The following is a 13829-nucleotide window of genomic DNA, read 5'->3' on the forward strand; positions in this document are numbered from 1 at the left end:
TAAATGGCAAAGTTAACAAAAAAGCTTAAAGAAGCACATTCCAAAATAGAGAAGGATAAACTATACTCTGTAGACGAGGCTTCAGCTTTAATAAAAGAGATAACCAATACAAAGTTTGATTCATCAATTGATCTTGCGGTACGGCTGGGTGTTGATCCAAGAAAAGCAAATCAAATGGTACGTGGTGTTGTTACACTTCCACACGGAACAGGTAAAGATGTTAAGGTTTTGGCGTTGGTAACACCGGACAAAGAAGCAGAAGCTAAAGAAGCTGGAGCAGATTACGTAGGGTTAGATGAGTATTTGGATAAAATAAAAGGCGGTTGGACAGATGTTGATGTGATTATCACCATGCCAAGTGTAATGGGTAAATTAGGACCTTTAGGACGTGTTTTAGGGCCAAGAGGTTTGATGCCAAATCCAAAAACTGGTACGGTAACTATGGACGTTGCCAGAGCAGTATCTGAAGTGAAAGCAGGAAAGATTGATTTTAAAGTTGATAAAACTGGTATTGTGCATGCTGCAGTGGGGAAAGCTTCCTTTTCGGCAGATAAAATTGCAGATAACGCCAAAGAGTTATTGGAAACTTTGAACAAGCTTAAACCTACCGCTTCAAAAGGGGTATATATGAAAAGTATTTTCATGTCTAGTACCATGAGTCCTAGTGTTCAATTAGACCCAAAGTCAGTTTAAGCACTGCTGGTTAAAAATTTCAATTATGACAAGAGAAGAAAAGGCAACGGTTATACAAGATTTGACTACGCAGTTAGCAGATAATTCCATTATTTATTTAGCGGATATTTCTGGTATGGATGCAAAATCTACCTCAGATTTGAGAAGAGCTTGTTTCAAAGCTAAAATTAAATTGGCAGTAGTTAAGAATACATTGCTTGCAAAGGCAATGCAAGCCTCTGATAGAGAGTTTGGCGAGCTTCCAGATGTATTAAAGGGGAATACCTCTTTAATGTTCTCAGAAGTCGCTAATGCTCCTGCAAAGCTTATAAAGGGTTTCAGGAAAAAATCTGAAAAGCCGTTATTAAAAGGAGCTTTCGTAGAAGAGGCTGTTTACATAGGTGATGAAAACTTGGATGCTCTTGTGAGCATTAAGTCTAAAGAGGAGATGATTGGCGAAATTATTGGATTATTACAATCTCCAGCCAAAAATGTTATTTCTGGACTTAAATCTGGTGGTGGTAAACTAGCAGGTATCCTTAAGACATTATCTGAAAGATAAGTACGCATTATAAACTAAGTATATTTTAAAATTTTATTAAACGATAGAAAATGGCAGATTTAAAAGATTTCGCAGAACAATTAGTTAACCTTACTGTAAAAGAAGTAAATGAGTTAGCTGGTATTTTAAAAGATGAATATGGTATCGAACCTGCCGCTGCTGCAGTAGCTGTTGCTGCTGGTGGTGCTGATGGTGGTGAAGTTGTTGAAGAGCAATCAGAATTTGATGTTATTTTGAAAGCAGCAGGTGCTTCTAAATTAGCAGTTGTTAAATTGGTTAAGGAATTAACTGGTTTAGGTTTGAAAGATGCTAAAGACATCGTAGATAGTGCGCCGAAAGCAGTAAAAGAAGGTGTTACTAAAGACGAAGCAGAAGGTATTAAAAAATCATTGGAAGAAGCAGGAGCGGAAGTTGAGCTTAAGTAGTAGCAACAACCATAGTATTTCTGGTTTAGGTCTTTTCGCTTTTTGCGCTTAGACCTAAACCTTTTTATAGGATTAGGTATATGATGGCATATATTACCCCAATAGTACTCACGATCAAAACACTGTCCGTAGATGTTCACAAATCAGACTGAAAGAATAAATTTTGCATCCGCCAAGAAAACACCGGCTTATCCCGATTTTTTGGACATTCAGATTAAATCTTTTCAAGACTTTTTTCAACTTGAAACGAAATCTGATCAAAGAGGTGATGAAGGTTTGTATAACACCTTCATGGAGAACTTTCCAATAACTGATACTAGAAATCAGTTTGTATTGGAATTTTTGGATTATTTCATAGATCCACCGAGATACTCAATCCAAGAATGTATAGAGCGTGGTCTTACGTATAGCGTTCCGCTAAAGGCCAGGTTAAAATTATATTGTACCGATCCAGAGCATGAGGATTTTGAAACCATAGTTCAGGATGTGTACTTAGGTACTATCCCTTATATGACACCTAGCGGTACGTTTGTTATAAATGGTGCTGAAAGGGTTGTTGTTTCTCAGTTACATCGTTCTCCAGGAGTTTTCTTTGGACAATCTTTCCATGCTAATGGAACTAAGTTATATTCTGCTAGGGTAATTCCGTTTAAAGGTTCCTGGATAGAATTTGCTACCGATATTAATGGCGTTATGTATGCCTATATCGATAGAAAGAAAAAATTGCCAGTTACTACCTTGTTCAGAGCTATTGGTTTTGAACGTGATAAGGATATTTTAGAAATTTTTGACCTTTCTGAGGAAGTTAAAGTTTCTAAGGCCGGACTTACAAAAGTATTAGGCCGTAAGTTGGCCGCAAGGGTATTAAATACCTGGCATGAGGATTTTGTTGATGAAGATACAGGTGAAGTTGTTTCTATAGAAAGAAACGAGATTGTATTAGATCGTGATACAATTTTGTCGAAAGAACATATTACCGAGATAATGGATGCTGATGTTAAGACAGTTCTTTTGCATAAAGAGAATAATGCGCAATCCGATTATTCTATTATTCACAATACACTACAAAAGGATCCAACAAATTCTGAAAAAGAAGCTGTTGAACATATATACCGTCAATTACGTAATGCAGAACCGCCAGATGAGGAGACCGCGCGTGGTATCATAGATAAATTATTCTTTTCTGATCAACGTTATAACTTAGGCGAGGTTGGGCGTTATAGAATGAACAAGAAATTAGGCCTTGATATTGGAATGGACAAGCAGGTCTTGACTAAGGAAGATATCATTACTATTATTAAGTATTTAATAGAACTAATTAATTCAAAAGCTGAGATTGATGATATTGATCACCTTTCTAATAGGCGTGTAAGAACTGTTGGAGAACAGTTGTCATCTCAGTTTGGTGTGGGTTTAGCTAGGATGGCACGTACAATTCGAGAACGAATGAACGTACGTGACAATGAAGTGTTTACTCCAATAGATTTGATTAATGCCAAGACATTGTCTTCGGTAATTAATTCTTTCTTTGGTACTAATCAATTGTCTCAATTTATGGATCAAACAAATCCATTAGCAGAGATAACTCATAAGAGAAGATTATCAGCACTAGGGCCAGGTGGACTTTCTAGGGAAAGAGCAGGTTTCGAAGTTCGTGATGTACACTACACGCACTACGGGAGATTATGTCCAATAGAAACTCCTGAAGGTCCAAATATTGGTTTGATTTCATCACTTGCTGTTTTTGCCAAAGTTAACCCAATGGGCTTCTTGGAAACACCATACAGAAAGGTAGAAAAGTCCAAGGTAGATATCGATAACTTCGTATACCTAAGCGCGGAGGAAGAAGAGGGAATGAAAATCGCTCAAGCGAACATTCCATTGAAAGCCAATGGTCAAATAGATTCAGCTAAGGTTATTGCAAGAGAAGAAGGGGATTTTCCAGTAGTCGATCCTTCTGAAATCAATTATACCGATGTTGCACCAAATCAAATTGCATCTATTTCTGCATCTTTGATTCCATTCTTGGAACATGATGATGCCAACCGTGCTTTGATGGGATCAAACATGATGCGTCAGGCTGTGCCTTTATTAAAGCCACAATCTCCAATTGTTGGAACTGGCTTGGAGAGACAAGTTGCTTCTGATTCTAGGGTATTAATCAACGCAGAAGGTGATGGTGTTATAGAGTATGTAGATTCTCAAAAAATAACAATCAAGTATGATAGGACAGACGCCGAGAGACTTATTAGTTTTGAGGAGGATGAGAAAACCTATTTTCTTGTTAAGTTCAGAAAAACCAATCAAGGAACTAGTATCAACTTAAAACCTATCGTAAAGAAGGGAGATAGGGTTAATAAAGGACAGGTGCTTTGCGAAGGTTACGCTACAGAAAAGGGAGAATTGGCCTTAGGTCGAAACCTTACGGTGGCTTTCATGCCTTGGAAAGGGTATAACTTTGAAGATGCAATCGTAATTTCAGAGAAAGTAGTGCGTGAGGATATTTTTACTTCAATACACGTCGATGAATACTCTCTAGAAGTTCGGGATACGAAACTTGGTGCAGAGGAATTAACACATGATATTCCTAATGTTTCTGAGGAGGCTACCAAAGATTTGGATGAAAATGGAATGATTCGGATTGGAGCAGAAGTAAAGCCTGGAGATATTTTAATCGGTAAGATTACACCGAAAGGAGAATCTGATCCAACTCCAGAGGAAAAATTATTACGTGCCATATTTGGAGATAAAGCTGGTGATGTAAAAGATGCATCTTTAAAAGCATCTCCTTCGTTAAGAGGAGTTGTAATAGAGAAAAAGCTATTCTCAAGGTCCGTAAAAGATAAGAGAAAACGTTCAGAGGATAAGGAGGAGCTTTCTAAATTAGAACTGGAATACGAGGTGAAATTCCAAGAGCTAAAAGATGTCCTAGTAGAGAAATTATTCAATTTGGTAAACGGGAAAACATCTCAAGGAGTGTTGAACGACTTGGGCGAAGAAGTACTTCCAAAAGGCAAGAAGTATTCTATGAAAATGTTGAACTCTGTTGACGATTTTGCGCATTTAGTGAGCGGAAGCTGGACAACAGATAGTGTTACCAATACTTTTGTTGCAGACTTATTGCACAATTACAAGATAAAACTGAATGACCTTCAAGGAAACTTAAGGAGAGATAAGTTTACTATTTCTGTAGGGGATGAGTTGCCAGCTGGAATCATGAAACTGGCTAAAGTTTATGTTGCTAAAAAGCGCAAGCTTAAAGTAGGTGATAAAATGGCGGGTCGTCATGGTAATAAGGGTATTGTATCAAGAATAGTGCGTCAGGAAGATATGCCGTTCCTTGAAGATGGAACGCCTGTAGATATCGTATTGAATCCTTTAGGAGTACCATCCCGTATGAATATTGGTCAGATATACGAAACAGTATTGGGCTGGGCTGGACTTAAATTAGGCAAGAAATTTGGAACTCCAATTTTTGATGGTGCTACACTTGATGAAATTAATGCATATACAGATGAGGCAGGAATTCCAAGATTTGGTCATACCTATCTCTTTGATGGAGGTACAGGTCAACGTTTTGATCAACCCGCTACAGTTGGTGTCATTTATATGCTGAAGTTAGGGCATATGGTTGATGACAAGATGCATGCACGTTCAATAGGACCTTACTCTTTAATTACGCAACAACCATTGGGTGGTAAAGCTCAGTTTGGTGGTCAACGTTTTGGAGAGATGGAAGTATGGGCATTGGAAGCCTATGGCGCATCTGCAACATTACGTGAGATATTAACCGTTAAATCGGATGATGTCATCGGAAGGGCTAAGACCTATGAGTCCATTGTAAAAGGTGAGACCATGCCAGAACCTGGTTTACCAGAATCTTTCAACGTTTTAATGCACGAACTTAAAGGATTAGGTTTGGATATTAGACTTGAGGAATAAGTTTATAGTTTTAGAAACTATTTGAAAACACATTTAAAATCATTATCAGCACGCTATTATGGCTAGAATAAAAGATAATAACCCAATAAAAAGGTTCAATAAAATTTCCATAGGATTAGCTTCACCAGAAGCAATTTTGGCAGAATCCAGAGGTGAAGTTTTAAAGCCTGAAACCATCAACTATAGAACGCACAAACCAGAACGTGACGGTCTTTTCTGTGAACGTATTTTTGGTCCTGTAAAGGATTACGAATGTGCATGTGGAAAGTATAAGCGTATCCGCTATCGCGGTATTGTTTGTGATCGTTGCGGTGTAGAGGTTACAGAAAAGAAAGTACGTAGAGATAGGGTAGGACATATCAATTTAGTAGTTCCTGTTGCCCATATCTGGTATTTCCGTTCGCTTCCTAATAAAATAGGATATTTACTTGGATTGCCTTCCAAGAAATTGGACATGATTATTTACTATGAACGTTATGTAGTCATTCAGCCAGGCCTCGCTAAAGGTCCAGAAGGGGAAGAAATCAATAATATGGATTTCTTGACTGAGGAAGAGTACCTGAATATATTGGAAACTATTCCACCAGAGAATCAGTATTTGGAAGATTCTGACCCTAATAAGTTTATCGCTAAAATGGGTGCGGAATGTTTGATTGATCTTTTAGCAAGAATCGATTTAAAAGAGTTGTCTTTTAGTCTAAGACACAAGGCAAATACAGAGACTTCAAAGCAGCGGAAAACCGAGGCTTTAAAACGACTTCAAGTTGTTGAAGCATTGCGGGAGTCGCAGGAAAATAGGGAAAACGAACCGGAATGGATGATTATGAAAGTTATTCCGGTTATACCACCAGAATTACGTCCATTGGTGCCATTGGATGGTGGTCGTTTCGCAACTTCAGATTTGAATGATTTATACAGAAGAGTAATCATACGTAACAACCGTTTAAAGCGGTTGGTAGAGATAAAGGCCCCAGAGGTAATCTTGCGTAACGAGAAGCGTATGCTTCAAGAATCAGTTGATTCACTTTTTGATAATACAAGAAAAGCTTCTGCTGTTAAGACAGAATCTAATAGACCGTTAAAATCTCTTTCAGATTCATTAAAAGGTAAGCAAGGGCGTTTCCGTCAGAACTTGTTAGGTAAACGTGTTGATTATTCTGCACGTTCTGTTATCGTTGTAGGTCCAGAATTGAGATTATTCGAATGTGGACTTCCAAAAGATATGGCTGCCGAATTGTACAAGCCATTCGTTATCCGAAAACTGATAGAAAGGGGTATAGTCAAGACTGTAAAGTCTGCTAAAAAGATAATAGACAAAAAGGAGCCTGTAGTTTGGGATATCCTTGAAAACGTGTTAAAGGGACATCCTGTACTATTGAACCGTGCACCTACGCTTCACCGTTTAGGTATTCAGGCATTTCAACCGAAATTAATAGAAGGGAAAGCGATTCGTTTACACCCGTTGGTATGTACTGCATTTAATGCGGATTTTGATGGTGACCAAATGGCAGTGCATTTACCATTAGGACCAGAGGCTATTTTAGAAGCGCAACTATTAATGTTAGCTTCGCACAACATATTGAACCCTGCAAATGGTTCTCCGATAACCGTACCTTCTCAGGATATGGTCTTGGGTCTGTATTATATGACTAAAGAAAGAAAATCGACTCCTGAAGTACCAATTAAAGGTGAAGGGATGACATTTTACTCTTATGAAGAGGTTGAAATTGCTTTTAATGAAGGCATGGTTAACCTGAATGCAGGTATAAAGGTAAGAGCAAAAGATTTCAATGAAGAGGGTGAATTGGTTAACCAGATTATACCAACAACCGTAGGTAGAGTTCTGTTTAATATGGAGGTGCCAGAAGCAGCTGGGTATATTAATGATGTACTTAACAAAAAGTCGTTAAGAGATATTATTGGAGGTATATTGGCTGTTACCGATGTTCCAACAACAGCAGATTTCTTGGATAAAATTAAAACTATGGGTTATGATTTCGCTTTTAAAGGCGGTCTTTCCTTTAGTTTGGGTGATATTATTATTCCTAAAGAGAAACCTGAAATGATTGCGGACGCCAACCAACAGGTTGACGGTATTATGGCTAACTATAATATGGGTCTGATTACGAATAACGAACGCTACAACCAGGTTATTGATGTTTGGACTTCAACTAACGCTATGCTAACCGAGTTGGCTATGAAGCGTATCAGTGAAGATCAACAAGGTTTTAACTCGGTGTATATGATGCTTGATTCTGGTGCAAGGGGCTCAAAGGAGCAGATTCGTCAGTTAACAGGTATGCGTGGACTAATGGCAAAACCTAAGAAATCGACTGCTGGTGGTGGTGAGATAATTGAGAATCCTATTCTTTCTAACTTTAAGGAAGGTCTTTCAATTTTGGAATACTTCATCTCTACACACGGTGCGCGTAAGGGTCTTGCGGATACAGCATTAAAAACTGCAGATGCAGGATATTTAACGAGAAGATTGGTAGATGTTTCACAAGATGTTATTATCAATATAGAGGATTGTGAGACTCTAAGAGGTGTAGAGGTTGCAGCACTTAAGAAGAATGAAGAGGTTGTTGAGACACTTGGCGAAAGAATTCTTGGCCGTGTTTCTTTACATGATGTATACGATCCTTTAACTCAAGAAATTCTGTTAACTGCGGATCAAGAGATAATGGAGTCAGACGTTAAAAAAGTGGAGGCTTCTCCAGTCGAAAGAATTGAAGTGCGCTCGGCATTAACATGTGAAGCTGAAAAAGGAATTTGTGCCAAATGTTATGGTAGGAATCTTTCTACTAACAAAATGGTTCAAAGAGGTGAGGCTGTTGGTGTAGTTGCTGCGCAATCTATTGGAGAACCCGGAACACAGTTAACGCTGCGTACGTTCCACGTTGGTGGTATTGCTGGTAACATTTCTGAGGACAATAAACTAGAAGTTAAATTTGCTGGTATTGCAGAAATTGAGGATATGAGAACGGTAACAAGTGAGGACTCCGAAGGGAAACTCGCTAAAATCGTAATATCAAGAACCTCGGAAATAAAAGTAGTAGATGCTAAAACAGGAATTACTCTAAGCACAAATAATATTCCTTACGGATCGCAACTGTTTATTAAAACCGGTGCTAAAGTGGCTAAAGGGGATGTAATTTGTTCATGGGATCCATACAATGGTGTTATTGTTTCTGAATTTCCTGGTAAAATTGCCTACGAAAATATTGACCAAGGTGTTACATATCAAGTAGAGATTGATGAGCAAACTGGATTCCAAGAAAAAGTAATTTCAGAATCAAGGAATAAGAAGTTGATACCTACGTTACTTATCCAAGATGCTAAAGGAGAAACCCTACGCTCGTATAACTTACCGGTAGGTTCGCATCTTATGGTCGATGACGGCGATAAGATTAAAGAAGGTAAGATATTGGTTAAGATTCCACGTAAATCTGCAAAAGCAGGGGATATTACCGGTGGTCTTCCAAGGGTAACTGAATTATTCGAAGCGCGTAATCCATCAAACCCAGCGGTAGTTTCTGAAATTGACGGTGTTGTGTCTTTTGGTAAAATCAAAAGAGGTAACCGCGAAATCATTATCGAATCCAAGTTGGGCGAGGTGAAGAAATACTTAGTGAAGCTCTCAAATCAAATTCTTGTACAAGAAAATGATTATGTAAGAGCAGGTATGTCTTTATCCGATGGTTCAACAACACCAGAAGATATTCTTAAGATTAAAGGGCCATCAGCTGTACAACAGTACTTAGTGAACGAAGTTCAAGAAGTGTATCGTTTACAAGGTGTAAAAATAAATGACAAGCATTTTGAGGTTGTTGTTAGGCAAATGATGCGTAAAGTAAGAATTGTTGATCCGGGAGACACTATTTTCTTGGAAAACCAATTAATTCATAAAGCTGATTTTATTAAAGAGAATGATGAAATTTTCGGTAAGAAAGTAGTCATGGAAGCTGGTGAATCACAAAACTTGAAGCCTGGTCAAATTTTAACTCCACGTGAACTTAGAGATGAAAATTCTTTATTGAAACGGAATGATAAGACCGTGGTTGAGGCTAGAGATGCCGTTGCGGCGACAGCTACTCCTATACTGCAAGGTATTACACGTGCATCGCTTCAAACAAAATCGTTTATATCTGCTGCTTCTTTCCAAGAAACAACAAAAGTATTGAACGAGGCTGCTGTAAGTGGTAAGGTAGATACTTTAGAAGGACTGAAAGAAAATGTGATTGTAGGACATAGAATTCCGGCAGGTACTGGAATGAGAGATTACGAGAGCATAATCGTAGGTTCCAAAGAAGAATATGATGAAATTATGGCTAGAAAAGAAGCCTTAAAGTTTTAAATAGTGAAGCCCTCAATTTCTAATTGGGGGTTTTTTTTATGATTATCTAATATTTTCGACATGAGTGACCAAAAAAAATCAAATCAAAAGCAAATTAATATAGAGCTTGACGAAAAGACGGCAGAAGGTATTTATTCTAATTTGGCAATTATCAATCATTCTGTATCTGAATTTGTAGTTGATTTTATAAGTATGATGCCAGGGGCTCCTAAGGCTAAAGTGAAAAGCAGAATAGTACTTACACCGCAACATGCAAAGAAATTTCTTAAAGCTTTAAATGATAATGTACAACGTTTTGAAAAAGCACATGGTACGATTAAAGATTATGAACAAACTCCAGTTCCCATAAATTTTGGACCAATAGGAGAAGCATAAAAAAATCCCGACTAATAACTAGTCGGGATTTTTTTTATTCAAATTCCGATACAAAGTGTAATTTAACTAACGGATATTTGGCTTGGGTCATCTGTAGCGAGAATTGAGAATCGGCCAAGAATACCAATTGGCCCCTCTTGTCTTTAGCTAAAAACTTTTGCTTTACTCTAATAAAGTCGTTGAATTCATTACTTTTTCTATTTTCTATTCCAACCCAACAAGCTTTGTATACCGGAAAATTTTCATAACTACATTTTGCACCATATTCATGTTCTAAGCGATACTGTATAACTTCAAACTGCAGTGCGCCTACGGTGCCTATAATCTTACGCCCGTTCAGTTCAAGTGTAAAAAGTTGGGCAACACCTTCGTCCATCAATTGGTCTATTCCTTTATACAACTGCTTTGACTTCATAGGGTCAGCATTATTTATGTATCTAAAATGCTCTGGTGAGAAGCTTGGAATCCCTTTGTAGTGTAAGGATTCGCCTTCGGTTAGTGTGTCGCCTATTTTGAAGTTGCCCGTATCGTGTAATCCAACGATATCACCTGGATACGAAATATCTACGATTTCTTTCTTTTCAGCAAAAAATGCATTGGGACTTGAGAATTTTAACTTTTTATCCTGTCGTACATGCAGGTAAGGTTTGTTTCGTTCAAAAGTTCCAGATACAATTTTAACGAACGCCAAACGATCTCGATGTTTTGGGTCCATATTCGCATGAATTTTAAAAACGAATCCTGTGAGTTCTTTTTCGTTTGCTTGAACTAACCGTTCCTCCGCCATTTTTGGTCTGGGTGGTGGAGCTATTTGAATAAAACAATCCAGTAATTCCCGTACGCCAAAATTATTCAGCGCAGAGCCAAAGAAAACTGGCTGTTGCTCACCTTTTAAATACAATTGCTTATCGAATGCTGGATATACTCCCCATACTAATTCTAAATTCTCACGTAATTCCTTCGCTGCCTTGGCACCTATTATTTGTTCTAGTTCAGGGTTTTCTAGGTCGTCAAATGCTATGGTGTCTTCTATGTTTTTTTTGTTATCCCCACTAAAGAGATTGATGTTTTTTTCATAAATATTGTAAATGCCTTTGAAGTCGTAACCCATGCCTATAGGAAAGCTTAATGGCGTAACCGACAGCCCTAATTTTTGTTCTAGCTCATCTAACAGGTCAAAAGCATCTTGTCCTTCCCTGTCCAGTTTGTTAATGAACACTAACATAGGTATGTTTCGCATTCTGCAAACTTCAACTAGTTTTACGGTCTGTTCCTCAACACCTTTGGCTACATCGATTACGACAATCACGCTATCCACTGCTGTTAACGTCCTAAAGGTATCCTCGGCAAAATCTTTATGCCCTGGGGTATCTAAGATATTTATTTTCTTATCCTTATATATAAAAGCTAGAACAGAGGTTGCAACGGATATTCCCCTTTGCCTTTCAATTTCCATGAAATCACTTGTTGCGGTTTTTTTTATTTTATTATTCTTCACCGCTCCTGCTTCTTGAATTGCTCCCCCAAAAAGTAGTAATTTTTCTGTTAATGTGGTTTTGCCGGCATCAGGGTGGGATATAATTCCAAAAGTTCGTCTTCTTTCTATTTCTTCCTTAAAGCTCATTTTATGAAATTTGAGTTCAAAAATACATGAATTTGAGGGTTTTACCCAGTGTTAATTTAGTGAAGATTTCTTCTATACTTAGCCAGCCAAATGTGACAAAAATTATAATATTATGTCTTAAGAACAAATATAATAGCTAGCTTCATTTTTTTGTACTCTGTATTTCATGGAGATTTATTAACAAGTTATCCGAGATGCAAAGAAGCTAGTCATATTACCAGTATCTTGCGTTTCATTTCAACAAAGGAAGTCCCACATCCTGCCAAAAAAAATCCTATACGTCATGGTGATAAGTTTTAATTAAACTGTCGTTATGCAAAGAAAATTTTTTTCAATTTATCTTCTAGCTAGTTGCTGTATTAGAATTTCAGCAGCTTGTATTACCATATTTTTATTATTTGGTATACATCCCATTTATGCAAATGTGGTATTGGAAGCATCATTAACTATGGATACGGATGGGGATGGTGTTCCAGATAATCATGACATTGATGATGATGGAGATGGTATTCTAGATACGATTGAAGGGTTTAATACCGATAGTGACGGTGATGGTATTTTTGATAATCTTGATCTTGATTCCGACAATGATGGTATTTCTGATAATATTGAGGCTCAACCGGCGGCTACTTTTGTAGCTCCTTCAAATCAAGATGGAAACGGAAATGGATTGGATGACAGTTATGAAGGCGCTAACGGTCTAAACCCAATTGATTCTGACGGCGATGAAGTGCCTGATTATATCGACTTGGACTCGGATGGAGACGGTCTTTTAGACAGTTCTGAATCTAGCATATTGAGTACAGATTTTGACTGTGAAACAATACCCAATTTAAACTTCAGTAATGAACCTACCTTAGAATCGGGTAATGCATTTGAACAAGGTTCGGTATATAGGTTTGCCGGTATTGCAGATGGTTTAGATGCTTTAGTTACTATTGACGAGGTTGTGAATGGTGAAATCAGTACACTTGACCAAAATTCAGTAGACCCTGAGTTTTTTAAACCTGAGATTTTCTTTACAACCACTAGCGAGAATAGAAATCCATATGTGGATTTAAGGATAACACTCGTAAGCGCTGGCACTAATAGTGCTATAGTTTTAAGTGAATTAATTGCTAATTTTTTGGATGTCGATGGTAATGTACGCTTTCAAGAGTTTAATAGATTTGATACCCCTGCTAGTTATACCTTTGACGAACCTAAGGATATAACTGTTGAAAATACAGGAGGAGGTTTATTAATCAATGGTGGAACAATGGAATATACTGGAATTTCTAATGTGAACCAGCAGGTAAATGTTGCCGTGGAATTTGTCAATACCTCAACATTTATCTTCAGATTTGGTATAAAAGCTTCAGGTACTGATAATTTCACTACAAATGTTCCTAGGCAGTCTGGCATCCAGTTTTCTTGTTTAAACAATTACACTAATCCGCAAACCATAACCTTCAATACGGATATCGATTCTGATGGGGATGGGTATCCGAATAGAGTGGATATTGACAGTGATAACGATGGTATACCTGATAATGTGGAAGGCCAGACGACTGATGGTTATATTGCACCGAGTAAGAACGACAGTGATAACGACGGATTGGACGATGCTTACGAAGGCACGGACAACGACGGTATTTTATCGGTAAACACGGACGGCACGGACGAGCCGGATTATATTGATAGCGATAGTGATAACGATACGGTTCTTGATAACAACGAGGGCAACGACTTCAACTTTGATGGCGTTCCTGACCAGACTTTTACTGGGTTGGATACGGATGGCGATGGACTTGACGACGGCTACGAGGGTAGTGATGTGAACGACGGATTCGATGTGAATGACGAAATAGATGACCCTGCCAACGACCTTCC

7 protein-coding genes and 1 pseudogene are annotated in these 13829 nt (G+C 37.9%); 7 read left to right on the forward strand and 1 reads right to left on the reverse strand.

From position 1 onward, the window contains the following. Nucleotides 1-3 precede the first annotated feature (3 nt). From rplA to Q360_RS0114870, 6 genes are all read left to right on the forward strand, one after another. The gene (gene rplA / locus Q360_RS0114845) at nt 4-693 is read left to right on the forward strand and encodes a 50S ribosomal protein L1 (RefSeq protein WP_027077782.1); all 690 of its coding nucleotides are present in this window, start codon (nt 4-6) and stop codon (nt 691-693) included. 25 nt (nt 694-718) lie between these two features. Beyond that, a complete protein-coding gene (rplJ, locus tag Q360_RS0114850; protein ID WP_027077783.1) occupies nt 719-1234 on the forward strand; it encodes a 50S ribosomal protein L10 in 516 nt (171 codons plus the stop codon). A 50-nt stretch (nt 1235-1284) separates the two neighbouring features. Then, nucleotides 1285-1659, forward strand: a complete 375-nt coding sequence (rplL, locus tag Q360_RS0114855; RefSeq protein WP_027077784.1) for a 50S ribosomal protein L7/L12 — start codon at nt 1285-1287, stop codon at nt 1657-1659. A 132-nt stretch (nt 1660-1791) separates the two neighbouring features. Continuing rightward, nucleotides 1792-5601 (forward strand): DNA-directed RNA polymerase subunit beta, encoded by a 3810-nt coding sequence (rpoB, locus tag Q360_RS0114860; RefSeq protein ID WP_027077785.1) that lies wholly within the window; start codon nt 1792-1794, stop codon nt 5599-5601. A gap of 58 nt (nt 5602-5659) precedes the next feature. Further along, on the forward strand, nt 5660-9958 hold the full coding sequence (gene rpoC, locus Q360_RS0114865; protein WP_027077786.1) for a DNA-directed RNA polymerase subunit beta': 4299 nt from the start codon (nt 5660-5662) through the stop codon (nt 9956-9958). A 60-nt stretch (nt 9959-10018) separates the two neighbouring features. Next, nucleotides 10019-10333, forward strand: coding sequence for a DUF3467 domain-containing protein (locus tag Q360_RS0114870; protein WP_027077787.1), 315 nt, complete (start codon nt 10019-10021; stop codon nt 10331-10333). 34 nt (nt 10334-10367) lie between these two features. On the opposite strand, the gene Q360_RS0114875 is transcribed toward Q360_RS0114870, so the two are convergent. Continuing rightward, the gene (locus Q360_RS0114875) at nt 10368-11957 is read right to left on the reverse strand and encodes a peptide chain release factor 3 (RefSeq protein ID WP_027077788.1); all 1590 of its coding nucleotides are present in this window, start codon (nt 11955-11957) and stop codon (nt 10368-10370) included. 313 nt (nt 11958-12270) lie between these two features. Here Q360_RS0114875 and Q360_RS23500 point away from each other — a divergent pair. Further along, a pseudogene (locus tag Q360_RS23500) lies at nt 12271-13829 on the forward strand (gliding motility-associated C-terminal domain-containing protein); the annotation flags it as partial.

Source organism: Maribacter antarcticus DSM 21422 (assembly GCF_000621125.1).
In the GTDB taxonomy this organism is placed as follows: domain Bacteria; phylum Bacteroidota; class Bacteroidia; order Flavobacteriales; family Flavobacteriaceae; genus Maribacter; species Maribacter antarcticus.

Excerpts from the sequence above, each read along its gene's own strand:
- rplA (WP_027077782.1), top strand. The coding sequence starts at position 4 with ATGGCAAAGTTAACAAAAAAGCTTAAAGAAGCACATTCCAAAATAGAG.
- rplJ (WP_027077783.1), top strand. The coding sequence starts at position 719 with ATGACAAGAGAAGAAAAGGCAACGGTTATACAAGATTTGACTACGCAG.
- rplL (WP_027077784.1), top strand. The coding sequence starts at position 1,285 with ATGGCAGATTTAAAAGATTTCGCAGAACAATTAGTTAACCTTACTGTA.
- rpoB (WP_027077785.1), top strand. The coding sequence starts at position 1,792 with ATGTTCACAAATCAGACTGAAAGAATAAATTTTGCATCCGCCAAGAAA.
- rpoC (WP_027077786.1), top strand. The coding sequence starts at position 5,660 with ATGGCTAGAATAAAAGATAATAACCCAATAAAAAGGTTCAATAAAATT.
- Q360_RS0114870 (WP_027077787.1), top strand. The coding sequence starts at position 10,019 with ATGAGTGACCAAAAAAAATCAAATCAAAAGCAAATTAATATAGAGCTT.
- Q360_RS0114875 (WP_027077788.1), bottom strand. The coding sequence starts at position 11,957 with ATGAGCTTTAAGGAAGAAATAGAAAGAAGACGAACTTTTGGAATTATA.